Consider the following 23,605-nt stretch of genomic DNA (forward strand, 5'->3'; position numbering starts at 1 on the left):
TTGCAAGCTCGGTGCCGTGCACCTGCATGGTCGCTGCGGCTTAATCCGGCAGCTGGAATTCCCCGTGGCCAATGCTCCTAACCTTACCCCCTACCTGTATCTCGCCCTGTACATTGATGTGTAAGCTCAAGCGGGCAATACGGTCGATGCCGTGCCCTTGCTCCATGGCGAGCTTGAGGGGCAGGGCGGCGTTTTCGGCCAGTAGCCAGCCACCCAAATTGGCGCAGGCCGAACCGGTGCCAAAATCTTCGGCGGCCTGGCCATGCTGGCTCCAGAAATAACGCGCGATAATCCGCGTTGGGTCGGCCGGATCGGCCGCCCACACCAGCGCACCCGAACGCCCTTCCTGATTGCAGGCCACGGCTTCAAATTGCGCCAGATTCAGCTGGCAAGCCGCCACGGCGGCCGGGCTGGCGAGTGGCACAATCAATTGCTCGCTGCCGGTGTTTACAAAACGTGGCGTGCCGGCAATTGCGCTGGCTTCGAGCGACAGCGCGGCGGCAATGTCCTCGGCGCTAGGGCCGGCGCGATATTGCGGGGCATTGGCCTGCAAGGTCAGCAAATCGCCCTCGCGCGCCACCGGGATCACCCCGGCACGGGTTTCCAGCGTGAGCAGCTGGCGCCCGGCACCCAGCACAAAGGCCGTGCCTAAAGTCGGGTGGCCGGCAAAGGGCATTTCGTAGCTGGGCGTGAAAATTCGCACACTGGCATCGGCCACTAGGCTGGGGCCAGTGAAGGTAATTTCGGACAGATTCATCTGCTGGCCCAGGCGCGCCATGGTGCGCTCATCCAGAGGCTGTTCTGGCTGAAAAACCGCGAGCGGATTACCGCTCCACAGCTCGTCGGTCACAAAGACATTCACTACTTGATAGCGCAGTTGCGGCATGGCGGGCTCCGATGGGTGGATTGCCATCATACGGGGTCTGGGCGGGCTTGCTAAGCACAGTCGGCGCCTCTGCCAGACGATACAGTCGGCTCTCAGGGCGGGCCGCGGCGCACAGCGGGCCACCTTTAATCCCGAAAATGACACGCAGGCCACTGGGCACTTGTATAATGCACGGTTTCGCATCGTTTTCGCTAAATAGACCGCCATGATTCGTAAACTGATTGGCAAGGTGCTACGCCGTCCGGGTAAACGCATTTTGCATGCCAAACACTATGGCATTCGCCGTGAACAGCTCCATTCCGGGGCGCTGAAAGTCTGCGACAAGCTGCAGGATGCGGGTTATGAAGCCTATATCGTCGGCGGCGCGGTGCGTGATTTGCTGCTCGGCAAATCGCCCAAAGATTTTGATGTGGCCACCAGCGCCACACCCGAGCAAGTGCGGCATCTGTTTCACCGCTCGCGCATTATTGGTCGGCGCTTTCGCATCGTGCACGTGCCGTTTTACGATCGCGGTGGCGAAGAAATCATCGAGGTGACCACCTTCCGCGGTAGCGCCGATTCGCCCACCGATGCCACTGGCCGCATTATTCGTGACAATGTGTATGGCACGCTGGAAGAAGACGCCTCGCGCCGCGATTTCACCGTCAATGCGCTGTATTACGACCCCAATAGCGATGAAATCATCGATTTCCACCACGGGGTGGAAGATCTGGAAAAACAGCAGCTGGTGATGATTGGCGACCCGGTCAAGCGCTATCACGAAGACCCGGTGCGCATGCTGCGCGCTACGCGTTTGGCGGCGAAGCTGGGCTTACAGATTGCAGCGGACACTGCCAAGCCGATTAAAGAACACGCGCAATTGCTGGAAAACATTCCGCCCGCGCGGCTGTTTGATGAAATGATGAAGGTCTTGCTCTCGGGCAAGGCCTGGGATTGCCTGCAGGCCATGCGCAATTACGGCCTGCATCGGCCGCTCTTTCCGCTGCTCGATAAACTGATGAGCCAGAAGGAAACCACGGCCTTTCTGAAGCAGGCGCTGCTTAATACCGATCAGCGTCTGGCCGAGGACAAACCGGTGTCGGCAGGCTTTTTGTTTGCCACCTTGCTCTGGCATGAAGTGGAAGCTGGCTGGCAAAAGAAAGTGGCCGCGGGTGAGCACAAAGTACCGGCGCTGGTCGAGGCCATGAACGATGTCGAAGCCAAAGTCACCAAGCGCTTGTCGATTCCAAACCGCTATAGCGCGGCCATGAAAGAAATCTGGCTGTTGCAGCCACGTTTTGAGCAGCGCAGCGGGCAAAAACCATTCCGCATGCTGGAGCAACCGCGCTTTCGGGCGGCCTATGATTTTCTGCTTTTGCGCGCTGAATGCGGGCTGGTAGAAAAAGAGCTGGCCGACTGGTGGACGCAATTTCAAGTTTGCGACGACGGCACCCGCGAAGTGCTGGTGACCGAAGCGGTGGCCAGCGGTAAAGGTGGCGAAGTCGAGAAAAAACGCCGGCGCCGCACGCGGCATCGCCGCCCAGATGGCCGCCGTGGCGGCGGGCAGGGCGAGTAAGCCGGATGAGCATTGCCTATATCGCGCTGGGCGCCAATCTGGGCGACCCAGCTGCGCAATTGCGCCAAGCTATGGCCGCGATTGCGCAATTGCCGCACACCCAATTACTGGCCGGCTCCTCGCTGTATGCCAGTGCGCCCGTGGGTTATGCCGATCAGCCTGATTTTATTAATGCCGTCTGTGCAGTGCAGACCGAGCTCGCACCCACGGCGCTGCTAGCGGCGTTGTTGCAGATTGAGCAACAGCTAGGCCGCGAGCGCAGCTTTAAAAACGCGCCGCGTACGCTGGATTTGGATGTAGTGCTCTACGACGCGCTGCAGCTTGATACCCCTGAGCTACAAATACCCCACCCGCGTATGCATCAGCGCGCCTTTGTTTTATTGCCTTTGCTAGAGATAGCCCCCGAGGTGGAGATTCCCGGTCTGGGGCCGGCGGCCGCCCTGATCGGGCAGGTGATTGATCAGGCACTGTATCGCCTCGATCCGGTCTAAGCCGGGTGGGCGGTTGTCGCCACATTGAATCAGGATCAAGCCCTGACACAAAAAGGGTCGATTTTCCACCCTGACTCCATTACGATCATGCAACGCACCATGAGTGCCCCTTTCAACGAAACGGCTTGATTACCCATCATGAAAACTACCCTTTCGACCCTGCGAAAAATGAAGCTCGATGGCGCCAAAATCGCCATGTTGACCTGCTATGACGCCAGTTTTGCCACCTTGCTGGATGAAGCCGGGGTGGACATCCTCTTGGTTGGGGATTCTTTAGGCAATGTGGTGCAAGGCCATAGCTCAACCCTGCCGGTGAGCATGGATGATATGGTTTACCACACGCAGGCGGTGGTGCGTGGCACCCAGAAAGCCATGGTACTGGCCGATCTGCCCTTTGGCAGTTATCAGATTTCGCATGCGCAAGCCTACGAAAACGCCGCCCGCCTGATGGCCGCCGGCGCGGAAATGGTGAAGCTGGAGGGCGGCGCCGTGATGGTTGAAACCGTCGATTTCCTGGTGCAGCGCGGAATTCCGGTCTGTGCCCACATCGGCCTGCAGCCGCAATCGGTGCACGTGTATGGCGGCTATAAGGTGCAGGGCAAAACCGAAACCGAAGCTGAAATCCTCAAGCGCGATGCGCTGGCGCTGCAAGCCGCCGGCGCTGCGATGGTGCTGATGGAAATGGTGCCCGCTAGCGTCGCGGCCGAGATTACCGAATCACTGCACGTGCCGACCATCGGCATTGGCGCGGGCGTGCAGGTGGATGGCCAGGTGCTGGTGCTGCACGATATGCTGGGCGTGTATCCGGGCAAAAAAGCGCGCTTTGTGAAAAACTTCATGACCGGTGTGGGTAGTATTCAGGGCGCGGTAGAAAACTACGTGAAAGCGGTGAAGGCGCTGAGCTTCCCGGCCGAAGAGCATAGTTTCTAATTTAGCCTCACTGCGTCTCCAAGCCTGCCGCCCATGCTCAGCCCTGCGCAACTTGCGCCGTATCTGGCCTTTAGCCCGGAGCTGGATGGTGATCATCCAGCCGTGGCAGCGCTAGCGCGCGAGCTAGCTGCCGATCAGCCGCCCGCGCGGTTGCTGATCGAGCGCTGCTTTGTCTGGGTGCGCGATCAAATCAGCCATTGCGTCGATGCTGGCCGCGAAGAAGTGCCAGTCAGCGCCAGCGAAACCCTGCTCCAGGGCACGGGCTTTTGTTATGCCAAAAGCCATTTGCTGGCGGCCTTGCTGCGCGCCAATCAACTTCCTTGTAGCTTGGTTTATCAGCGCCTGACCTGGTCGGGCGAGGCGGCTCCGTTTTGCCTGCATGGCCTTAATGCCGTGTATTTGCCGGAGTTGGGCTGGTATCGACTGGATGCGCGCGGCAATAGCAAACCGGGCGTGTACGCCCAATTTAGTCCGCCGCTTGAACAGCTGGCGTATCCGGTGCAATATCCGGGCGAATGTCTGTATCCCGGTGTGTATGCCCAGCCGTGGCCGGAGCTAGTGCGCCAATTGCGCGCCTGTGCTTCGGTCAGCGCCTATCGGGCCGCACCGATTGATTGTTTTCCTCCTGCGAAATCTGACTTATGAAAATCATCCATACCATTGCCGAGCTGCGCGAGTGGCGTAAAACCGTGGGCACCGTGGCCTTTGTGCCGACCATGGGCAATTTGCATGCGGGGCATATGGCGCTGATCCAGGAAGCACGCCGTCGGGCGGCGCATACCGTGGTCAGTATCTTTGTTAATCGCCTGCAATTTGGTCAAGGCGAAGATTTTGAGCGCTACCCGCGCACGCTGGACGCCGACGCTGCGCTGATCACCGTCAATGGCGGGGTGGACGTGATTTTCGCGCCGGATGAAAAAGAGCTGTACCCGAATGTGATTCAGCAATATCAGGTGAACCCGCCAGCGATTGCCGATGAGCTGTGTGGCGCCTTCCGCCCCGGCCATTTCCGTGGCGTAGCCACGGTGGTGAGCAAGCTTTTTAATATTGTTGAGGCCGATGTCGCCTGTTTTGGCAAAAAAGATTACCAGCAGCTGGCGGTGATTCAGGGCATGGTGAATGACCTGAATATGCCGATTCGGATTGTGCCGGTGGATACGGGCCGCGCCGAAGATGGGCTGGCGCTGTCATCGCGCAATGGTTATCTGAATGAAGCCCAGCGCGCCGAAGCGCCGCGGCTGTATTACCACCTCAGCCGGATGAAGCGGGCGATTGAGGCGGGCGAGCGCGATTATTCCAAGCTGGCCATCGAAACCGTGGCCGATCTGCGGGTGCGCGGCTGGCATGAGATTGATTATGTGGAAACCCGCAACGCGGTTAGCCTCAAGCCCGCGGCCGCCGGGGATAAACAGCTGGTGATCCTGATCGCCGCTCGCCTCGGGACTACGCGGCTGATCGACAATATCGAAGTGCAGCTGGGCTAAGCGGTCGCGCCGCTGATCGATTTGCGGAGTGATTCGCAGCCGATCCATCCTCAGCTGGCCAAGGTTGAGTTACATCGTGCGTAGCAAAACCATCTATCGCTGATTCAGCAGCCGTTGCTTTCCAGCAGTCGCGGACAGCATCAAACCAAACAGACCGCCATGGCGGTCTGTTTTGCTCTGGGGTATAGCTTGCTAAGCCTTGGTTTGGATGGTATTAGGGCTGGTACTGGCAGGGGTATCGCTACTGGCGCGGGGCAAACTCACGGTATCGCCGGCCGGAATGCCTTCGCTGCGCCAGCGGGCAAATTCATCTTTGATGGTTTGGAAGGTTTGCTCGCTAATCTCGGGCAGCGTACCGCCCAGCGCCTGCTTGGCGGCGGCAAAGCCATCGGCGACAGCGGCTTCGATTTTATCCAGCTGGGCTGGATCATCACCTATCGCAAATTTGGCAAAGCTTAAAATCCGCTCGGCCACTTTGCGCACTCCGAATTCGCCATCTTCACCAATCGCGGCCTTGGCCGCATCGATGGTGTCCTGATCCACTTGCAGGCGCTGCTGGCCGCTAGCCACCAGATTGATCTGCAGGCCCTGCTGCTCGACCAGCGGGCGAATCAGATTGAGCATTTCATCCACTTTTCGTGCCGATTCGGTGAGCAGGGTTTCTAAATCGGGCGGCACAATGCGTGGGTTTTTCGGATTGCTGTAGGTGAGCGGCGCGCTGGGGCTTTCGCCGCGGAGGTCGACTTTTTCCTGTGGCGTGGTGGCGCTGGCCACCCGGACATTGACCCGCCCGCGTTCGATCTGGGCGGCACTGGTATTCAAGCTTAGCGGGGATATTGAGGAAGCCATGATCCACTCCGGCAAACAGCAGCACTTGTATTATCAATAGCTTGGACGCACCCGGGGCGGTAGGGTGCCCGCCGGGCTGATCAGCGGCAGCATGGCTTGCCCAATAAGGTGAACGATCGTACACTTTGGTTTTTGGCCGCGGAGGCGGGTGTGCGCAAAATTATTCATATCGACTGCGATTGCTTTTACGCGGCGGTGGAAATGCGCGACCGGCCCGAATTACGCAGTCAGCCGATTGCGATTGGTGGCGCGCCCGATCAGCGCGGGGTGATCTCCACCTGCAATTATCCCGCCCGCCGCTTTGGTGTGCATTCGGCCATGCCGACCCGCACGGCTTTGCGGCTGTGCCCGCAGCTGGTGCTGCTGCCGCACGATTTTGCCCGCTATAAGGCCGCCTCACAGCAGGTGCAGGCGATTTTTTGTGACTACACCGAGTGCATTGAGCCGCTATCGCTGGATGAGGCCTATCTCGATGTCACCGGGCTCAGTCATTGTCAGGGCAGCGCCACGTTGATGGCGCAGGAAATCCGCGCGCGGATCGAGGCTGAAGTGGGCATCACCGCCAGCGCCGGGATCGCGCCGAATAAACTCTTGGCCAAAATCGCCAGTGATTGGCGCAAACCCAATGGCCAGTTTGTGATCACGCCCGAGGATGTCGCCGATTTTATGCCCAGCCTGCCGGTGGGCAAACTATGGGGTATTGGTAAGGTCACCGCCGCGCGCTTAAGCCAGCTGGGGCTTAATACCTGTGCCGATGTGCAGGCCTGGCCGCAGGCCGAGCTGGTGCGGGTGCTGGGGCGGCTGGGTGAGGCGCTGTACTGGCAGGCGCGCGGGCAGGATGAGCGGCCGGTGGCGGTGCGCGAACAGCGCAAATCATTATCGGTGGAGCACACCTACGCGCAGGATTTGCCTGATCTGGCTGCGTGTTTAGCGCAGATACCCACCCTGTATGCTGATTTTAGCCAGCGCCAGAGCCGCGCACAGGCCGATACCCCCCATAAAGCCTTTGTGAAAATCAAATTTCACGACTTCACCCAAACCACTATGGAATGCATCCAGCCGCAGCCTACGCCGGCGCTGTACGCTCAATTGCTGCAGCAAGCCTGGACACGCGGCGCCAAGCCCGTGCGTTTGCTGGGCTTGGGTGTGCGCTATGCCGAGCGCGAAGTGCCGCAGGGCTATACTCTGCCATTGTGGCCGGAGCTTTCGAGCTAGTGCCGGCCGCGCACGGACGAATTTGACACTGCTGTTGCAGTGCACTACCACACTCTGTATGGGGTCTTTCTGACGTACACCGTCAAACTGCAAGGTGGGAGTGAATTCATGTTGGCTCGACTTAGCCTGCGGCGCTTTCTGGCGCTGATTTTGACCTTATCGCTGGTACTGGTGTTGGTGCTCAGCGGCATGGCTTATCGCACATTGCATAGCACGGCGGCTGCCGCTGATCGGATGGGCTTGGGCAAGGATGTGGTCGCCGATATTTTGCCGCCACCGCTGTATGTGGTGGAGGCCATGCTGGTCAGTCATCAGCTGGTGCGTGCGCCCGCTGCCGAGCGTGATGCACTGTTGGCGACCTTGCAACGGTTGGAGGGCGAATACCAGACGCGCAATCGTTATTGGGCTGAGCAGGAAGGCTTTAATCCCACTTTGCGTAATGCTTTGCTCGGGGCGCCGAAAACGGCGGGGGAGCAATTCTGGCAACTGCAGCACAGCCAGCTTTGGCCTGCCGCCAAAGCTGGTGATGAGGCGGCGATGTTGGCCGCGCTGGCGCGGCTGGAAAACATCTACGATCAGCATCGGCGCGGTATTGATGCGGTGGTGAAGCAGGGCAATGAGTTTGCCGGTGAAACGGCCAGCCAGCTGCGTGCGGCGGTGCAGACTGCCGATCAGGTGTTGCTGGGTCTGGGCTTGGTGGGCTTACTCTTGATGACGGGCTTACTGTGGTTGCTGTATGGCGAAATGTTGCAGCGTTTGGGCGGCGATCCTTTACAGGCCAAAGGTCTGGCGCAGCAATTGGCGCAAGGTGAATTACGCCCCGCGCCACCGGCCTTGCGCGGGCAGGATCAGCATAGTGTGCTAGCCAGCTTGGTCGTGTTGCAGCAGCAGCTCACGACGCAAATGCGGCTGCTATTTCGGCTGGCACAGGGCGTGCGGCAGGCCGCCAGCGAGATGACGCAAGCCGGGGATGGCATTCTGGCCGCTAGCGAGGCGCGCCAACAGCGCGCCAATACCGTTACCGCCGTAACCGAGCAGCTGAATGATAATTCGCTGCAGGTCGAGCTGTTGTCGGTGCAGATACTGCAGCAGGTGGAAGCCACCGCCGGCCAGGCGGCGCAGGGCTTGCAGGCGGTGATGAGCTGCGAAGCCGAAATGCAAAGCATTGCCGGGCAGGCCACCGCGGCCAGCGATAAAGTGGTGCAGCTGGCTGCCGCGGGGCAGCAAATTCATGCCATTACCGGCACGATTAGCGAGATTTCCGAGCAGACTAATCTGCTTGCGCTCAATGCCGCGATTGAGGCCGCCCGCGCGGGCGAGCAAGGGCGCGGTTTTGCCGTGGTGGCCGACGAAGTGCGCAAACTCGCCCAGCGTACTGGCGAAGCTACGCACGAAATCAATCTGATTATTCAGGGGCTGGCCAAGTTGATCGAGGCCAATCAGCAAGCCATGGGCCAGATCATGGCCAGCACCCAAACCGGCTTGGCGCAAATGGCGCAGACCACCGAGCGTATTCAGGCCATTAGCGGCAGCGCCGAGCAGACCAGCGCTTCCACCCGGCAGATTGCAGCCGAAATCGCGGCGCAGCTGGCCAGTGTGGACGAGCAGCGGCAAGCGTTGGAGGGCTTGTTTGCGATACTGGCCGATGGCATGGAGCGGGTGAGCACGATGCGCAGCATCGGGCAGGATCTCAGTAGCCTAGGTGGTGAGCTACAGCAGGGTATTGAGCGCTATCGCTTTGAGCACTGAGCCTACAGCGAGATACCCCGTTCCTGTTGTAGATAAAACTGCCGAAAGCCCAGCACCACCAGGCTGGCAAGCGCCACGCCGGCCAGTAGATCCGTGAAGTAGTGCACGCCCAGTACCAATCGGGCCAGGCAGCTGGCCAAAACCCAGGTCACCGCCAGGCTCCACCACAGCGCTTGTTTGGCGGGGCGATGCCGGCTGGCAATGCTGGCCAGCACGGCGGCCAAGGTGCTGGCGGCCATGGCGTGCCCGCTGGGGAGCGAATAGCCACTGGCCTGCGCCAGTAGCGGCCCCCATTCCGGCCGGGGGCGAGCCAGCCACAGCTTGGCCAGCTGATTGCTGGCGCCGCAGGCCACCAGCGCTGCCAGCAAACCCCATGCCGCCGGCCGATCGCGCCAATGCCGGATTAAGCCCAGCGCGGCCGCAGCGCCCAGTGCAGCCACACCCCAGCCACTACCCAAGGCTTGCAAGCCGCGCGCCGCGCTAATCGTTACGGCGTGACCGCCATAGAGGGCTTGGCCAACGGCCGCATCCAGCCATGCCAGTTGCGGGTAAAAAGCAATCAAGGCCAGAAAGAGCAGCGCGCAAGCGCTGGCTGGGATGAGCGGAAAAGGGTGTTTGGGCATGATGATTCTCCTGAGCGCGCCAGCTTAATGGCTGTGGCTCAGCTTGGCGCGGACATATTCACATCCGCGCCGCGGCAGGCGATGCTGCCGGCGCTACGGCGCTGGCTCAGGCCTGAAGAATAAACACCGTTGGCCGCTTATTCAGTTGCGGCTCGGGGCGTTTTTTCCAGCTGGCGATATCCAGTGTGAGGATCTCCTGGCTGGGCAAGGTGAGATCGCAGGCCACGGTGAGCCGGGTGCCGGGCTTGAGGGTATCGCGCAGCGCGCTAAAGAGCGCCGGATTGCGATAGGGCGTTTCGATGAAAAGCTCGGCTTGGCCTTCTTTGGCGGAAATGGTTTCCAGCTGGCGGATGGTTTGCAGGCGCTGGCCGGCATCGGCCGGCAAATAGCCGTTGAAGCGAAATTTCTGCCCATTGGCGCCCGAGCCCATTAGCGCCAGTAGCAAGGACGATGGCCCGACCAGTGGCATCACGCGAACACCGCGTTGATGCGCCAATTGCACCAGTCGCGCGCCCGGGTCGGCCACGCCGGGGCAGCCGGCTTCGGAGAGTAGACCCACATCGTGGCCATCGAGCAGTGGTTGCAGCAGGGCGCTGACTTCCTGTGGCTTGGTGTGCTCCGAGAGCTCGGCCATGCTCAGGCTGCGTAATTCATGCGGAGTGCCAAATAACTTCAGATGCGCGCGGGTGGTTTTGGCGTTTTCCACCACAAAATGCGTCAGCGTACGGGCGATGTGGAGCACCTCGGGCGGCAAAATGTGCTCAAGGGTGTCGCCGCCCAGCGGTACAGGAATTAAATAAAGGGTGCCGGCCATGATGGTTTCGCTTGGCTAAAGGGTATTGCCCTGCGGGCATTGATTCATATTGCTTGCAGAGCAATACCCTTGGGGTTAAAGAAGGGCGAACTGCTCGGCGTTCAGCATGCTCACCAGCTCGATCAGCGGCAGGCCGATGATGGCGGCCGGATCGCGGCCTTCGATGCTGGCGATCATCACCACACCCAGACCTTCGGTTTTGGCGCTGCCGGCGCAGTTGTACGGCTGTTCGCGCTGTAAATAACTTTCAATCTGCGCGTCGGTATAATTGCGCATGGTGACGCGAGTGATGTCGACCACGCTCTGGGTGTGGCCTGTGGCGGTGTTATGCAGGGCCAAGGCCGTATGAAAATCAATGCTTTGCCCGCGCATGGCTTGCAATTGCGCCACGGCCCGCGCGTGCGTGCCGGGTTTGCCCAGTTGCTCGCCATTCAGTAGCGCCACTTGGTCAGAGCCGATAATCAGGCTGGCGGGAAAGCGCGCGGCCAGGGCTTGTGCTTTGGCAATGGCCAGCCGCTCGCTGGTTTGGGCGGCGGTTTCGCCGGGCAGCGGGGTTTCATCCACTTCGGGCGCGGCCACCTCAAAGGGTACGCCCAAACGGCTAAGTAACTCCTTGCGGTAAACCGAGGTCGAGGCCAGAACCAGCCGGGGCGCAGGATGGGCTTGTTTTTGCATAAGAAATGTTCACCTTTTGCGGTCGACGCGCAATTGACACGGGTAGGTGCGCATTATATCATGCGCGGTTTCCGGTTCTACGCGGCAGCCAAGATGACTGTGATTCATAGCGCGGAATTTGCGCAAGAAGCTAAAGAACTCAAGGGTTCGATACCACTTGCCCAGCTTTCCCGCCTTCACGATCAGCTGGCCGATACGTCAGGTGAAGTGCACTGGCATATCGAAGGCGGCGTGGATCGATTGCAACGCTTGTGGCTTTATTTGGAAGTAACAGGTGATTTGCAGTTGGTCTGCCAACGCTGTCTGACCGGGGTGCCGTGGCCGCTGCATAGCGAGACCGTACTGACTCAGTTTACCAGCGAGGCGGACATCGACGAGGCGGAAGCCATCGATGAAGACCTGGAAGGTATGCTGATTGATCCAGCGCTGGATATTGAGGCGTTGGTCGAAGACGAAATCTTGCTGGCCTTGCCGATTGCGCCCACGCATACGCAATGCAGTGACAAAGACGCGCTGGCCAAATTGGCGAGCGATAAACCGAATCCGTTTGCAGTCCTGGCTCAGTTGAAAACCAGGAAAGCGGAATGACAACTGAGTATTAAGGAGTATTAACATGGCCGTTCAACAGAATAAAAAATCACCTTCTAAACGTGGTATGCACCGCGCTCACGACTTCCTGTCAGCTCCAGCTGTATCTGTTGATCCAGCAACTGGCGAAGTTCATCGCCCACACCACATTTCTCCAAACGGCTTCTACAAAGGCCGTCGCGTAATCAAGGCTAAAGGCGAGTAATTCGCGGCTTTGATTGCCTCTCTAAGCTTTGCTTAGCCTAGCGGCGCAAGTGAGACCTCTCGCTTGCGCCGTTCGTCGTTTTACAAGCACAAGCGAGTACACTGGTGCGCTCATCTCATGATGAGGTGACCAGTCCAGCCTGAGTTTTTCCGTGTGAAAAGCCTCGGCGCTGGTTTTTCTTGGTATTTTCCGGTCGGACGTAGCGTCAGACTGGGTGGGATTTCAGATGGACATTACCGTTGCAGTAGATGCCATGGGTGGCGATCACGGAACGCATGTTACCGTGCCGGCCGCCTTGCGTTTTTTGCGCGATAACCCCGATGTGAATATCGTGTTGGTGGGCCTGCCGGATGCGCTGGCCGCCGAGCTGACCGCGCACAAGGTCGAAGTGGGGCCGCGCCTGCGCATTCATCCGGCATCCGAAGTCGTGGCGATGGATGAATCGCCGCAGCTAGCCATGAAAAACAAAAAAGACTCGTCGATGCGCGTGGCGATCAATCTGGTGAAGTCGGGTGAGGCCAATGCGTGCGTGTCCGCCGGCAATACCGGCGCCTTGATGGCCACGGCGCGCTTTGTGCTCAAGACCATTCCGGGGATTGATCGTCCGGCGATTGCCAGCCTGATGCCGACCATGAAAGGCAGCGAAACGCTGATGCTGGATCTGGGCGCGAATGTCGATTCGTCGCCAGAGCAGCTGACGCAGTTTGCGATCATGGGCTCAGCCATGTATGGCGCGATCAAGCAAAGCGCTAGCCCAACGGTGGGCCTCTTGAATGTTGGCTCGGAAGACATCAAGGGCAATGAAGTGGTGAAGGCCGCCACCGAGCTATTGCGACAAACCCGGTTGAATTTTGCCGGTTATGTTGAAGGCAATGACATCTACAAGGGCACCGTGGATGTGGTGGCCTGTGATGGCTTTACCGGCAATATCACGCTCAAGGCTTCTGAAGGCGTGGCGCAAATGTTCAGTACCTATCTGAAAGCCGAATTTAGCCGCAGCTGGCTCAGCAAGCTGATGGCCATGGTGGCCATGCCGGTATTGAAAGGATTTAAACGCAAGCTCGATCCGCGTCGCTATAACGGCGCGTCGTTTCTGGGCTTGCGCGGCATCGTGGTGAAAAGCCACGGCGGTGCCGATTCAGTGGCATTTTACTGGGCGCTGGCTCAGGCCGTTGAGGAAGCCCGCGCCGGTCTGATTCAGCGTATTACCGATCAGGTGCAGCAAGAGCTGCAGCACCTTCAAGCCGCAGATGCGGCTGTTCCGAACGCATAAAGCCAAGGGGGCGTTGTGATTTATTCCCGCATAGCCGGCACGGGCTCGTACCTGCCAGAACGCATCCTCACCAACCACGAGCTGGCGCAGTCGGTGGATACCAGCGATGAGTGGATTGTGAGCCGGACCGGGATTTCGGCCCGCCATATCGCAGCGGATGATCAGTTAACTTCCGACCTGGCCCTGATCGCCGTGGAGCGGGCCATCGAAAGCGCTGGCATCGCACGGGAAGACATCGATCTGCTGATCGTAGCCACCACCACGCCGGATAATATTTTTCCATCAACGGCATGTCTGTTGCAGGACAAACTCGGTCTGCATGGCTTTCCAGCCTTTGATGTGCAGGCCGTCTGCGCGGGCTTTGCCTATGCACTGACCACGGCCAATGCCATGATCAAAAGCGGCGCGGCTAAATGCGCGGTGGTCGTGGGGGCCGAGAAGCTCTCTAATCTAATTAACTGGCAAGATCGCGCCACCTGCATTTTGTTTGGCGATGGCGCGGGCGCGGTGGTGCTCACGGCGTCTGCTGAGCCGGGCATTCTGGCGACCAAGCTGCACGCCGATGGCCGCTATAACGGCATCTTGAAAACCGCGGCGCGCCCGAAACAAGGCGTGCTCGATGGTGAGCCGTGGATTTATATGGAAGGCAATGCCGTCTTCAAATTCGCCGTGCGGGCGCTGGCCGATGTGGCCGAGGCTACGCTGGCTGAGGCAGGCTTGCAAAAGAGCGATATCGACTGGCTGGTGCCGCACCAAGCCAATGTGCGCATTATCGAATCCACCGCCAAACATCTGGGCATGAGCATGGACAATGTGATTGTTACGCTGGCTCAGCAAGGCAATACTTCGGCGGCTTCGATTCCGCTGGCACTGGATCATGGCATCCGCACTGGCAAAATCCAGCGCGGCCAAACCCTGTTAATGGAAGGGATTGGCGGCGGGTTTGCCTGGGGCGCTATTCTGGCCAAGTACTAAATCCAACGGCGCCATCAGCGCCGTTTTTATTGGGTTTCAAACAATTGTTTTAGGGTGGGTTAGCCCGCCACAACCAAGGAGTGAGCGATGTCATTGGCTTTTGTTTTTCCGGGTCAGGGTTCGCAAGCTGTCGGCATGATGGCCGGCTGGGCAGAAATGCCGATTGTGAAAGCCACATTTGATGAAGCTTCCAGCGTGCTGGGGCAAGATTTGTGGGCCATGGTCAGCGACGGCCCGGCCGAAGCGCTGAACGCCACTGTGAATACCCAGCCGGTGATGCTGGCCGCGGGTGTGGCCGCATGGCGTGCCTATCAGGCCCGTGGTGGCGCACAGCCCGCCGTCCTGGCCGGGCATAGCCTGGGCGAATACAGTGCGCTGGTGGCGGCCGAAGTGCTGAGTTTTGGCGACGCGCTGGAGCTGGTGCGCCTGCGGGCCGAAGCCATGCAGGAAGCCGTGCCAGCGGATACCGGCGCGATGGCCGCGATTTTGAATCTGGCCGACGCCGACATCATCGCCGCTTGCGCGGAAAGCGCGCAGGGCGAAGTGGTGCAGGCGGTGAATTTCAATTCGCCTGGCCAAGTGGTGATTGCCGGGCATAAAGCGGCGGTCGAGCGGGCCTGCGAGGCGTGTAAAGCCCGCGGTGCTAAACGTGCGCTGCTGTTGCCGGTATCGGTGCCTTCGCATTGTGATCTGATGCGTCCAGCTGCGGCGAAACTGGCGGCGAAACTGGCCACCATCGAGTTGCAAGCGCCGGTGATTCCGGTGTTGCACAACGCAGATGTGGCGAGCTACAGCAATCCGGAACAGATTCGTGATGCGCTGGTGCGTCAGCTGTATCAGCCGGTGCGCTGGGTCGAAACGGTGCAGAAAATGGTCGCCGACGGCGTTGATCTAGTGGCAGAATGCGGCCCGGGTAAAGTATTGGTGGGTCTGAATAAACGGATCGCTCCAGAGCTTAATTCGGTCGCCTTGGTGGATGGTGCTGCGCTGGACGCTTTGCTGAGCGCTGAATAATACTTAGGGTATTGCTCTGTATGGATTGAAATAATTGGTCTGTAGAGTGATACCCCCAATAGGGAGCTAAAGATGAGTTTGCAAGGTAAAGTGGCGCTGGTGACAGGTGCCTCACGCGGAATCGGCCAAGCCATTGCACTGGAACTGGCCCGGATGGGCGCAATTGTGGTGGGTACGGCCACCAGCGATAGTGGCGCAGAAGCCATCAGCGCCTACATGAAAGAAGCCGGCGCGACCGGCGCGGGTAAACGCCTGAATGTGACCGAAGAAGGTGCATGTGACGCCATCGTGGCCGACATCGAAAAAGAATTCGGGGCGATTGCGATCTTGGTCAATAACGCCGGGATCACCCGTGATAACCTCCTGATGCGCATGAAAGACGAAGAGTGGGATGCCATCATGGATACCAATCTGAAGCCGGTTTACAAATTATCCAAAGCCGTGATGCGCAATATGATGAAAGCGCGCTGGGGCCGGATTATCAATATCGCTTCAGTCGTTGGTGCAACCGGGAATGCCGGGCAAACCAACTATTCCGCCGCCAAAGCCGCGCTGTTTGGCTTTACTAAATCGCTGGCTAAAGAAATCGGCAGCCGTGGTGTGACGGTGAATGCGGTTGCGCCAGGCTTTATCGACACCGACATGACCCGTGGTCTGCCGGACGAGCAAAAAGCGCATCTGATTGCCAATATTGCGCTGGGTCGCTTGGGCGACGCGCAAGACATCGCCGATGCCGTGGGCTTCCTGGCCTCGGACAAGGCAGCGTACATCACCGGCAACACCATTCACGTAAATGGTGGGATGTTTATGAATTAATCGGTTAGAATCGCCTCCGTTTGCGGTTTAAGCCGATGAAGTGCAACTAAAATAACCGCAACTGCGGTAGCACGTTTGCCGGAAAACAGGTAAATTTGCGACTTATTGCACCTTGTAACTGTTTGCAGCGCCAAATTTTTGGTAGAATGCGAACGCATTTTTCTGAATTAAGCTAATTAAGGCTTGGGAACTAAATCCATGGAAAACATCGAACAGCGCGTGAAGAAGATTGTTGCTGAGCAACTGGGCGTGCCTGAAACTGACGTTAAGATTGATTCTTCATTCGTAAACGACCTCGGCGCCGACTCACTCGACACCGTTGAACTCGTTATGGCCCTCGAAGAAGAGTTCGAGTGCGAGATCCCTGACGAGGACGCTGAGAAAATCACTACTGTTCAACAAGCCGTTGACTACGTTAACGCCCACCTGAACAAGTAATCTCGGTGATTCCAGACCTCCGCTATGGCTAGCCGTAGCGGGGGTTTTATTTTATCTGGCGCAGAAACAGCTGTTTGAACCAGTCTTGGCTGGCGCGATCAGCATTCTGTGTTAGCCGGCAAGCCCGGCAAACCTAAGCGGAGTACCCCCACGTGTCTAAACGCAGAGTAGTTGTTACCGGTTTGGGTCAAGTGTCCCCCGTCGGCAATGATGTTGCTACGGGTTGGGCCAACCTGCTGGCCGGCAAATCCGGCATCGGCATGATCACTCGTTTTGATGCGAGCGATCTGGCGTGTCAGATCGCTGGTGAAGTGAAAGATTTCGATATTGGCCAATACATCAGCCCGAAAGATGCACGTCGCATGGACGTGTTCATTCATTACGGTATCGCCGCAGCCTTGCAGGCCGTGGCCGACGCGGGCTTGGATGACGTGGCCAATCTGGACAAAACCCGGGTCGGTGTCAATATCGGTTCCGGCATTGGTGGTCTGCCCCTGATTGAAAACACAGGCGTAGACGTTGTGCACGGCGGCCCGCGTAAAATTGGCCCGTTCTTCATTCCCGGCTCGCTGGTGAATCTGATTGCCGGCCACGTGTCGATCATCAAAGGCTATCAAGGCCCGAGCTACGGTATCGTTTCGGCGTGTACCACCGGCGCGCATTGTATCGGGGATTCAATGCGGATGATTCAGTACGGTGATGCTGACGTGATGGTGGCCGGTGGTGCGGAAGGCGCGATCTCTAAGCTGGGGATCGGTGGTTTCGCTGCCATGAAAGCGCTGTCAACGCGCAACGATGATCCGGCAACGGCATCACGTCCATGGGATAAAGGCCGCGATGGTTTCGTGATGGGCGAGGGCGCCGGCGTATTGGTGCTGGAAGAATACGAGCACGCGAAAAAACGTGGCGCGAAGATTTATGCCGAGCTGGTTGGCTTTGGCATGAGCTCGGATGCGCACCACATTACCGCACCGAATGCGGATGGCCCGGCGCGCGGCGTACAAAACGCCCTGCGTGATGCTGGCCTGAACGCCGCCGATGTGGATTATGTGAATGCACACGGCACTTCAACGCCACTGGGTGACGCGAACGAAACCAATGCGCTGAAGATTGCGCTGGGTGATCACGCCAAAAACGTGGTGGTGAACTCTACCAAATCCATGACTGGCCACTTGTTGGGCGGGGCAGGCGGGGTTGAGGCCTTGTATTCGATCCTGGCCTTGCATCACCAAGTATCGCCACCTACCATCAATATTTTCGAGCAAGACCTCGAAGCCGGTTGCGATCTGGACTATTGCGCCAATACCGCCCGCGAGATGAAGATTGATGTCGCCATCTCGAATAGCTTTGGTTTTGGTGGTACCAACGGTACGCTGGTGTTCCGCAAAATCTGATTCCCGCATCAGCTTGGTATCATTGCCAATAAGCCGCTCATTTTGAGCGGCTTTTTTATTGCCCTGCCGTTCAGCCTATGGTCGAATACCATTGGTCGGTTAGTGCGTGCAATACATGCAAGTTGCAATCTGGATTCCTTACAATCTTGGCGCACTCAAAAAATGACAAGAAAATCAGCGAAACGGGCTACAACACAAAATACGGGGCTATCCCATCCTCGTTTCGCTGCGCAAAAAATGGATAGGTATGGATAGGAATGAACTCTTAACCGCTACGCGCGCGGCTTTTTTACGCGCCTACGGTTTACTCTTGCCCGATATGCTGACGCAAACGGCCGATGCGCTGTTTATCAAAGCGGATCGCGCTACCAGTTTGAGCGAACAGCGCAAAATGCTCGACGCCCGCGCCGCAGTGATGACGCGTGAGGCGGGATGGAAAATCGAGCTGGCCGATGGGCTGGAGCAATTGCTGAACCGCAGTTTTCAAACGGCCTACAGCACTTTCCGACCATCCTTTAGCGCCTCGTTTGCCAGTGCCAGTTTGTCGCTGGTGGATGCGGGCGAATTTGATGGTGAGCTCAAAATCGATGAACTCACCACCCGCCTGCGCAACGCGGCCGAAGAGCAGCTGCGCGATCTGAATATCCGCATGGCCATCCTGTTTGGGCAGGATGACATCAATGAGCGTGAAAACCCGTTCCGCCCCTATTTATTATCCCGCTCGCTCACTCGCGCGCTGGAGCAATTACACATTGAGCCCGAATTACAAGAGCCACTGTGCGATACCATTGCCGAGCAACTGCTAAAGCATGTGGCAGAACTTTACGCCGGGCTCAATGAGCTGCTGGCGGCACATGGTATTGCCGCGCAACTGCAACTCAAAGTGCGCCAGCTACCCGATCCGCAGCAGATGCGGCATATGACGAATGCCGATCTACAGGCTGATGCCGCACCACGGCTCGATCATGGCACCGAGGTCGACACCAGCCAAGCCAATGGCTTTGCCAGTGGGCCTGTTTCGCAAATGGATGGCAGCTATTTGCCACCCAACGAATCGGCACCGGTGCAAACCGGGGCGTGGGCCAGTGCCCGGCTGGAGCAATGGTCGGACATGATGCGCCAGCACGCTCTGTATCCGCATGAAGAGCCGGCCTATTCACCCGGCCAAGATCTGGCGGCGCAAGCTGGCCGGGTGGTGGCGGGCTGGTTAGGCTCGGTGCGACAAATCGGTAGTTCGATTCGGCAGCTGCTGGCAGGACATATGCCAATGCAGCAAGGCCGACAGGTGGTCAGTGCCACGCTGGATTCGGCAATTAGCCAGCTGCGGCATGGCCAAGCCGAAGAGGCGCCGCTGGATGCGCAGGGTCAGGTGCGCAACCTGATTCTGGAACAACGTACTGAGCTCACCGAAGCCACCCAAGACATCAATGAACAGATGATTATTGATGTGGTGGGGATGCTGTTTGAGTTTATCTTGCGCGACAGCCAAGTGCCGGCCGAAATCCGCGCCCAGCTGGGGCGCTTGCAATGGCTGGTGCTGAAAACGGCGCTGCAAGACCCGGCGCTGTTTTCGCAAAAACACCATCCGGCCCGCTTGCTCGTCAATCGCATTGGCTCGATTGCTCAGGGCTTGCAGCAGCTCGACCCCAAAGCCGAGCGGATTACCGGCGAAATTCGTCGCATTATCGAAGCACTGCTGGGCAACGATGATGAAAGCGTTGAGCTATTTGCGCGCATGCTGGATGAGCTGGATCTATTCATCGCCCGCGAATTGCGTGCGCTGGACGATGCCGCCCAACGCGCCAGCCAAGCGATTGAAAACGCCGAAAGCCGCACCCTGCGCTACGCCCGTATCACCGCGCAAACCGCGCAAGCGCTGGCACCCTTTACCCTTGATGCGCTATTGCAGGATTTTCTGATCAATCTGTGGCCGTATGCGATCGAGCATGCGGAGCGCACCGATGAAGTGCAAGCATTGCGCTTTCGGATTTTTGTGCCGGAATTACTCTGGAGCATCGCGCCGAAAATCGAGCGCGAAGACCGACAGCAATTGCTAGGCATGATTCCGCGGCTGATTGGCGTTTTGAGTGAAGGCTTAAAACTCACCCCGTGGTCGGCTGCGCAGCAACAAAGCTTTAAAAGCTATCTGATCGATGCCCATCGCGCCGCGATTGCCGGCACTTTAAGCACCGCGCTGGAAGTGCCCTCGATGGCGCAGTTGCGCGCGCAGATGGCCGACTACATCAGCGAGCAGGCAAAAGACCCGCAAGACGCAGCGCCGAGCCAAGAGCTGGAACAGGTGAATCCGGTCTTGCTCGATCAGGCCATTGCCGAGCTGAAAGCCGAAATCGGCTTTATGGATCAGGCGGCCGAAGCTGCGCTGGCCTCGGTAGTGCAGGGTACTGTTGCGGCCAACGAGCCGGAAGAGCTGAGCAACGAAGCGCTATTTGCCCGCCTGCGGGATGGGGTGCCGCTGGAAATCAATCTAACCGGGCAGCTGCGCCCTGCCCAGCTGTGCTGGATGAGCCCGAACGAAACCCGCTTGCTATTGCGCTTGGGCGATGACGCGCCGCCATCGATTCTGGGCGTGAATGTGTTTAAGCGTCTGCTCAAAACGGGCCGGGCCCGCTGGCTGGAGCAAGCGCCGCTGTTCGAGCGCGCGATGGAATCACTGCTCAATACCGCCGATGCACTCGATCGGCAGGCCGCCTAAGGCGGCCAGCTAGGGCGATCAACTCGCTGGGTGAGCAATACACTGGGTAGTGTATTGCTCACAGATCCTTTTATTTTGTACCCTCGGTGGCTATACCCTTAGTTTGTGGGGTGTAGCTTAATTCGCGTAAATCATAGCCTTGGCTCACCGCGATCTGTTGCGCAGCTTGCAGATCGGCTTCGCTCAGTTGCGGGGTGCGGGCCAAGATCCACAAGTATTTACGCGAGGGCTGCCCCACCACCGCCCAGCGATAATCATTCGCCAAGCCAATCACCCAATAGTCGGCCTTAAATGGCCAGAAAAAACTGACCTCCAGCTGGGCATTTTGGCTGCCGGGCACCACGGTGGCGCGGCCGGTGGCATCGATTTCGCTGCCGTCTTCTTTGCGGCAACGATTGACCACCTTGATCGAGCCATCGGGGTTTAAGCTGTAATTGGCCGTGGTGTTGCTCATGCATTGGCGCTGAAAAAACATCGGCAGTTTGGCAATTTCATACCACTGGCCTGCGTAGCGCTCGAGTGCCAATTGCGGCACGCTGCGCACCGGCGCGGGCTCGGCGGCCCAGAGGCTTGGGGCGAGCAGGCAGGCGAAAAGGGCGAATCTGAGTGGCATCGGGCGCTCCAGAGTTAGCACAGATGATGGGAGTGTGGTGGCGAGCGGGCGCTTTCGCAAGCCCCTAGCGCATGCCTTGGGCGCAGGTTACGCTGTTGCCGCGCGGAAGATCCGTATCGTCCGCGCGCCGCTTTGCCATTACAATGCGCGCATGCACGCTGTTTACACTTCCCCTCTTGATCAGGTGCCCGATTTGCAGGCGCTGGTGGCCAGCCACCCGCAGGCGTTTCCGGCTATTTTGCAATCAGCCCGCACCCAGGGCTGGGATATTCTGCCGGCTTTACCGCAAAGCCAGCGGCTGTATGCCGCCGATGAAGGCGCCCAGCTGGTGGCCGACTTGGCGGCCTTGCCAATCGCGCCCGTGGAGCCAAGCCCATGGCCGTTTCATGGTGGCTGGTTGCTCTACGCCGGCTATGAATTACTGGAAACCTTCGAGCCGAGCGTGCCCACGCGTGAGTACGCCAGCGCCGGCGAGGCATTTGCCGCCACGCCATTGGGCGCCTTGCTGCGTTGCCCGGCGGCGGTGTTGATCGAGCGGGAAACTCAGCGCGCTACGCTGATCGCCGAAACACCCGAACAATTAACGCAGTTGCAGGCCTTGCTCGCCAGCGCTCAGGCCTGGCAAGCCCAGCCTTTACAGATTGCCGCAATTAGCGAAGACGCGCCCGAGGCGTTTATCTGCGGTGCCGAGCGGGCCAAGCAATATATCTATGACGGCGATGTGTTTCAGGTGAACCTCTCGCGCGGCTGGGATGTTACGCTGGCCGCCGGTGCGCCGCTGGATGTGTTTGCGCATTTGCGTGTGGCCAATCCGGCGCCGTTTTCGGCGTATTTGAATTTAGGCACGACGCAGATTGTTAGCAGCTCGCCCGAGCGGCTGGTGAGTGTGCGCGACGGCGTGGTGCAAACGCGACCCATTGCCGGCACCTTTGCCCGCTCGCCCGATCCGCAGGAAGACGCGCGGCTGAAAGAGAAACTCCTTAATACCCCCAAAGAGCGTGCCGAGCACATTATGCTGGTGGATCTGGAACGCAATGATCTGGGGCGGATCGCCGTACCTGGCAGCGTGAAAGTCGATGAGCTGATGGCCGTCGAGACGTATGCCTTTGTGCACCATATCGAATCTAATATCCGGGCCTATACCCGGGCGGGTATAACTGCGGCAGATGTTTTGCGCGCGCTGTTTCCCGGCGGCACGATTACCGGCTGCCCCAAAGTGCGCTGCATGCAGATTATTCGCGAGCTGGAAGATCGGCCGCGGCTGGGCTACACCGGCTCGCTGGGCTATATCAATCGCGATGGCAGTATGGATTTGAATATCCTGATCCGTACCTTTATCCAGCGCGGCCAGCAGTTATATTTCCGCTGTGGCGCCGGCATTGTGGCGGATTCCGATCCGCAGCGCGAATTACTGGAAACCCGCCACAAAGCGCGCGGGCTATTACGCGCCTTGGGCGTTGAAGGATAAAACCATGCTGCGGCGTTTGCTCAATGGCCAGCCAGCCGAGCACATTCATCTGGCCGATCGCGGCCTGCAATATGGCGACGGCGTTTTTCGCACTATTAAAGTCGTAGCAGGCCAACCCTGCTGGTGGGCCGAGCAGATGGCCAAGCTGGCGGCCGATGCGGCTTGCCTTGGGATTGCATGCCCGCCCGCGTCTTTGCTGCGCGCAGAGTTGCAGCAATTACTAGCCGAGGGCCCGCAAGACGCAACCGCGAAAATTATCCTCACCCGTGGCGAGAGCGCCCGTGGCTATGCCGCGCCCGCGGATTTAACCCCGAACCGGATTGTTCAGCTCGGCCCTTTGCCGAGCTACCCAGCTGAATACGCGCAGGTTGGCGTGGCGGTGCGCAGTTGCACCACTCGCGCCAGCTGGCAGCCAGCCTTGGCTGGCATCAAACACCTGAATCGGCTTGAGAGTGTGCTGGCCCGCCGCGAATGGCAGGATCCGGCCATTTACGAAGGCTTGCTCTTTGATCGCGAAGACTTGCTCATCGAAGGGGTGATGAGCAATGTGTGGGTGCTGCTGGATGGCGTGCTGTGCACCCCGCGCTTAGATAGCGCCGGGGTCGCCGGCGTGGCGCGGGCGCAAAGCTGGCGCGCTGCAACTGAGCTGGGCTGGCCGGTGAGTGAGCGCCCGATTTCGCGCGCCGAGCTGGCCGGCCTGCAAGGGCTGTGGCTGTGTAATTCGCTATCGGGTTTATTGCCGGTGGCAAGCTGGGATGGCCAGCCTTTGCCGCGGCCAGCGCTCACCGCTGAGTGGCAGGCGGCTCTGGCGCGTTTGCCCTAAGTACAGCCCGGCGC

Annotated in this window: 24 protein-coding genes; 18 read left to right on the top strand and 6 right to left on the bottom strand. The window is 58.9% G+C overall.

The features are described 5' to 3' along the window. Positions 1 to 40: 40 nt before the first annotated feature. The gene (locus G482_RS0109255) at positions 41 to 886 is read right to left on the bottom strand and encodes a PhzF family phenazine biosynthesis protein (RefSeq protein ID WP_028449802.1); all 846 of its coding nucleotides are present in this window, start codon (positions 884 to 886) and stop codon (positions 41 to 43) included. 205 nt (positions 887 to 1,091) lie between these two features. On the opposite strand from G482_RS0109255, the gene pcnB reads away from it, so the two are divergent. The 5 genes from pcnB (at position 1,092) to panC (ending at position 5,346) form a co-directional block, all read left to right on the top strand. After that, on the top strand, positions 1,092 to 2,441 hold the full coding sequence (gene pcnB / locus G482_RS0109265) for a polynucleotide adenylyltransferase PcnB (protein WP_028449804.1): 1,350 nt from the start codon (positions 1,092 to 1,094) through the stop codon (positions 2,439 to 2,441). 5 nt (positions 2,442 to 2,446) lie between these two features. Then, positions 2,447 to 2,932: a 2-amino-4-hydroxy-6-hydroxymethyldihydropteridine diphosphokinase gene (gene folK, locus G482_RS0109270; RefSeq protein WP_028449805.1), complete on the top strand. Its 486-nt coding sequence runs from the start codon at positions 2,447 to 2,449 to the stop codon at positions 2,930 to 2,932. A 138-nt stretch (positions 2,933 to 3,070) separates the two neighbouring features. Further along, positions 3,071 to 3,862: a 3-methyl-2-oxobutanoate hydroxymethyltransferase gene (gene panB, locus G482_RS0109280; RefSeq protein WP_028449806.1), complete on the top strand. Its 792-nt coding sequence runs from the start codon at positions 3,071 to 3,073 to the stop codon at positions 3,860 to 3,862. Positions 3,863 to 3,895: 33 nt separating this feature from the next. After that, positions 3,896 to 4,507 carry a transglutaminase-like domain-containing protein gene (locus G482_RS0109285; protein ID WP_028449807.1) on the top strand — a complete coding sequence of 204 codons (612 nt, stop codon included), beginning with the start codon at positions 3,896 to 3,898 and terminating at the stop codon, positions 4,505 to 4,507. Further along, positions 4,504 to 5,346: a pantoate--beta-alanine ligase gene (panC, locus tag G482_RS0109290; RefSeq protein WP_028449808.1), complete on the top strand. Its 843-nt coding sequence runs from the start codon at positions 4,504 to 4,506 to the stop codon at positions 5,344 to 5,346. Before G482_RS0109285 ends, panC begins: the two co-directional genes overlap by 4 nt. A 192-nt stretch (positions 5,347 to 5,538) precedes the next feature. On the opposite strand, the gene G482_RS18005 is transcribed toward panC, so the two are convergent. After that, the gene (locus G482_RS18005) at positions 5,539 to 6,195 is read right to left on the bottom strand and encodes a hypothetical protein (protein WP_156905384.1); all 657 of its coding nucleotides are present in this window, start codon (positions 6,193 to 6,195) and stop codon (positions 5,539 to 5,541) included. Positions 6,196 to 6,345: 150 nt separating this feature from the next. Here G482_RS18005 and dinB point away from each other — a divergent pair, with 150 nt between their 5' ends. Next, positions 6,346 to 7,410: a DNA polymerase IV gene (gene dinB / locus G482_RS0109305; RefSeq protein WP_028449809.1), complete on the top strand. Its 1,065-nt coding sequence runs from the start codon at positions 6,346 to 6,348 to the stop codon at positions 7,408 to 7,410. 108 nt (positions 7,411 to 7,518) lie between these two features. Next, complete coding sequence (locus G482_RS0109310; protein WP_034619397.1) at positions 7,519 to 9,159, top strand: methyl-accepting chemotaxis protein; 1,641 nt, start codon at positions 7,519 to 7,521, stop codon at positions 9,157 to 9,159. A gap of 2 nt (positions 9,160 to 9,161) precedes the next feature. On the opposite strand, the gene G482_RS19585 is transcribed toward G482_RS0109310, so the two are convergent. From G482_RS19585 to G482_RS0109325, 3 genes are all read right to left on the bottom strand, one after another. Continuing rightward, positions 9,162 to 9,782: a phosphatase PAP2 family protein gene (locus tag G482_RS19585; RefSeq protein ID WP_051258886.1), complete on the bottom strand. Its 621-nt coding sequence runs from the start codon at positions 9,780 to 9,782 to the stop codon at positions 9,162 to 9,164. Between the two features lie 106 nt (positions 9,783 to 9,888). After that, on the bottom strand, positions 9,889 to 10,596 hold the full coding sequence (locus G482_RS0109320; protein ID WP_028449811.1) for an SAM-dependent methyltransferase: 708 nt from the start codon (positions 10,594 to 10,596) through the stop codon (positions 9,889 to 9,891). Between the two features lie 75 nt (positions 10,597 to 10,671). Next, the gene (locus G482_RS0109325) at positions 10,672 to 11,271 is read right to left on the bottom strand and encodes a Maf family nucleotide pyrophosphatase (RefSeq protein ID WP_028449812.1); all 600 of its coding nucleotides are present in this window, start codon (positions 11,269 to 11,271) and stop codon (positions 10,672 to 10,674) included. A 93-nt stretch (positions 11,272 to 11,364) separates the two neighbouring features. Here G482_RS0109325 and G482_RS0109330 point away from each other — a divergent pair, with 93 nt between their 5' ends. The 9 genes from G482_RS0109330 (at position 11,365) to G482_RS0109365 (ending at position 20,687) form a co-directional block, all read left to right on the top strand. Next, positions 11,365 to 11,859 (top strand): YceD family protein, encoded by a 495-nt coding sequence (locus G482_RS0109330; protein ID WP_028449813.1) that lies wholly within the window; start codon positions 11,365 to 11,367, stop codon positions 11,857 to 11,859. A gap of 25 nt (positions 11,860 to 11,884) precedes the next feature. After that, a complete protein-coding gene (gene rpmF / locus G482_RS20070) occupies positions 11,885 to 12,064 on the top strand; it encodes a 50S ribosomal protein L32 (protein ID WP_081986560.1) in 180 nt (59 codons plus the stop codon). A 226-nt stretch (positions 12,065 to 12,290) separates the two neighbouring features. Next, on the top strand, positions 12,291 to 13,337 hold the full coding sequence (gene plsX, locus G482_RS0109335; protein WP_028449814.1) for a phosphate acyltransferase PlsX: 1,047 nt from the start codon (positions 12,291 to 12,293) through the stop codon (positions 13,335 to 13,337). Positions 13,338 to 13,352: 15 nt separating this feature from the next. Continuing rightward, a complete protein-coding gene (locus tag G482_RS0109340; RefSeq protein WP_028449815.1) occupies positions 13,353 to 14,312 on the top strand; it encodes a beta-ketoacyl-ACP synthase III in 960 nt (319 codons plus the stop codon). 87 nt (positions 14,313 to 14,399) lie between these two features. After that, positions 14,400 to 15,326, top strand: a complete 927-nt coding sequence (gene fabD, locus G482_RS0109345; protein ID WP_028449816.1) for an ACP S-malonyltransferase — start codon at positions 14,400 to 14,402, stop codon at positions 15,324 to 15,326. A gap of 72 nt (positions 15,327 to 15,398) precedes the next feature. Next, complete coding sequence (gene fabG, locus G482_RS0109350; RefSeq protein ID WP_028449817.1) at positions 15,399 to 16,142, top strand: 3-oxoacyl-ACP reductase FabG; 744 nt, start codon at positions 15,399 to 15,401, stop codon at positions 16,140 to 16,142. Between the two features lie 198 nt (positions 16,143 to 16,340). Continuing rightward, the gene (gene acpP / locus G482_RS0109355; RefSeq protein WP_028449818.1) at positions 16,341 to 16,580 is read left to right on the top strand and encodes an acyl carrier protein; all 240 of its coding nucleotides are present in this window, start codon (positions 16,341 to 16,343) and stop codon (positions 16,578 to 16,580) included. 152 nt (positions 16,581 to 16,732) lie between these two features. Continuing rightward, positions 16,733 to 17,974 (top strand): beta-ketoacyl-ACP synthase II, encoded by a 1,242-nt coding sequence (fabF, locus tag G482_RS0109360; RefSeq protein WP_028449819.1) that lies wholly within the window; start codon positions 16,733 to 16,735, stop codon positions 17,972 to 17,974. 247 nt (positions 17,975 to 18,221) lie between these two features. Then, on the top strand, positions 18,222 to 20,687 hold the full coding sequence (locus tag G482_RS0109365; RefSeq protein WP_034619400.1) for a DUF1631 family protein: 2,466 nt from the start codon (positions 18,222 to 18,224) through the stop codon (positions 20,685 to 20,687). Between the two features lie 70 nt (positions 20,688 to 20,757). Here G482_RS0109365 and G482_RS0109370 read toward each other — a convergent pair whose 3' ends face one another. Further along, positions 20,758 to 21,300, bottom strand: coding sequence for a lipocalin family protein (locus G482_RS0109370; RefSeq protein ID WP_034619402.1), 543 nt, complete (start codon positions 21,298 to 21,300; stop codon positions 20,758 to 20,760). Between the two features lie 151 nt (positions 21,301 to 21,451). Here G482_RS0109370 and G482_RS0109375 point away from each other — a divergent pair, with 151 nt between their 5' ends. Both G482_RS0109375 and pabC read left to right on the top strand, forming a co-directional pair. After that, the gene (locus G482_RS0109375; protein ID WP_028449822.1) at positions 21,452 to 22,768 is read left to right on the top strand and encodes an aminodeoxychorismate synthase component I; all 1,317 of its coding nucleotides are present in this window, start codon (positions 21,452 to 21,454) and stop codon (positions 22,766 to 22,768) included. Between the two features lie 4 nt (positions 22,769 to 22,772). Beyond that, complete coding sequence (gene pabC, locus G482_RS0109380) at positions 22,773 to 23,591, top strand: aminodeoxychorismate lyase (RefSeq protein WP_034619404.1); 819 nt, start codon at positions 22,773 to 22,775, stop codon at positions 23,589 to 23,591. Positions 23,592 to 23,605: the final 14 nt, after the last annotated feature.

This window comes from Chitinibacter tainanensis DSM 15459 (assembly GCF_000429785.1).
GTDB classification, from domain to species: domain Bacteria; phylum Pseudomonadota; class Gammaproteobacteria; order Burkholderiales; family Chitinibacteraceae; genus Chitinibacter; species Chitinibacter tainanensis.

Coding starts and splice junctions, on each gene's coding strand:
- G482_RS0109255 (WP_028449802.1), bottom strand. CDS start 886: ATGCCGCAACTGCGCTATCAAGTAGTGAATGTCTTTGTGACCGACGAG.
- pcnB (WP_028449804.1), top strand. CDS start 1,092: ATGATTCGTAAACTGATTGGCAAGGTGCTACGCCGTCCGGGTAAACGC.
- folK (WP_028449805.1), top strand. CDS start 2,447: ATGAGCATTGCCTATATCGCGCTGGGCGCCAATCTGGGCGACCCAGCT.
- panB (WP_028449806.1), top strand. CDS start 3,071: ATGAAAACTACCCTTTCGACCCTGCGAAAAATGAAGCTCGATGGCGCC.
- G482_RS0109285 (WP_028449807.1), top strand. CDS start 3,896: ATGCTCAGCCCTGCGCAACTTGCGCCGTATCTGGCCTTTAGCCCGGAG.
- panC (WP_028449808.1), top strand. CDS start 4,504: ATGAAAATCATCCATACCATTGCCGAGCTGCGCGAGTGGCGTAAAACC.
- G482_RS18005 (WP_156905384.1), bottom strand. CDS start 6,195: ATGGCTTCCTCAATATCCCCGCTAAGCTTGAATACCAGTGCCGCCCAG.
- G482_RS0109310 (WP_034619397.1), top strand. CDS start 7,519: ATGTTGGCTCGACTTAGCCTGCGGCGCTTTCTGGCGCTGATTTTGACC.
- G482_RS19585 (WP_051258886.1), bottom strand. CDS start 9,782: ATGCCCAAACACCCTTTTCCGCTCATCCCAGCCAGCGCTTGCGCGCTG.
- G482_RS0109320 (WP_028449811.1), bottom strand. CDS start 10,596: ATGGCCGGCACCCTTTATTTAATTCCTGTACCGCTGGGCGGCGACACC.
- G482_RS0109325 (WP_028449812.1), bottom strand. CDS start 11,271: ATGCAAAAACAAGCCCATCCTGCGCCCCGGCTGGTTCTGGCCTCGACC.
- G482_RS0109330 (WP_028449813.1), top strand. CDS start 11,365: ATGACTGTGATTCATAGCGCGGAATTTGCGCAAGAAGCTAAAGAACTC.
- rpmF (WP_081986560.1), top strand. CDS start 11,885: ATGGCCGTTCAACAGAATAAAAAATCACCTTCTAAACGTGGTATGCAC.
- plsX (WP_028449814.1), top strand. CDS start 12,291: ATGGACATTACCGTTGCAGTAGATGCCATGGGTGGCGATCACGGAACG.
- fabD (WP_028449816.1), top strand. CDS start 14,400: ATGTCATTGGCTTTTGTTTTTCCGGGTCAGGGTTCGCAAGCTGTCGGC.
- fabG (WP_028449817.1), top strand. CDS start 15,399: ATGAGTTTGCAAGGTAAAGTGGCGCTGGTGACAGGTGCCTCACGCGGA.
- acpP (WP_028449818.1), top strand. CDS start 16,341: ATGGAAAACATCGAACAGCGCGTGAAGAAGATTGTTGCTGAGCAACTG.
- G482_RS0109365 (WP_034619400.1), top strand. CDS start 18,222: ATGGATAGGAATGAACTCTTAACCGCTACGCGCGCGGCTTTTTTACGC.
- G482_RS0109370 (WP_034619402.1), bottom strand. CDS start 21,300: ATGCCACTCAGATTCGCCCTTTTCGCCTGCCTGCTCGCCCCAAGCCTC.
- G482_RS0109375 (WP_028449822.1), top strand. CDS start 21,452: ATGCACGCTGTTTACACTTCCCCTCTTGATCAGGTGCCCGATTTGCAG.
- pabC (WP_034619404.1), top strand. CDS start 22,773: ATGCTGCGGCGTTTGCTCAATGGCCAGCCAGCCGAGCACATTCATCTG.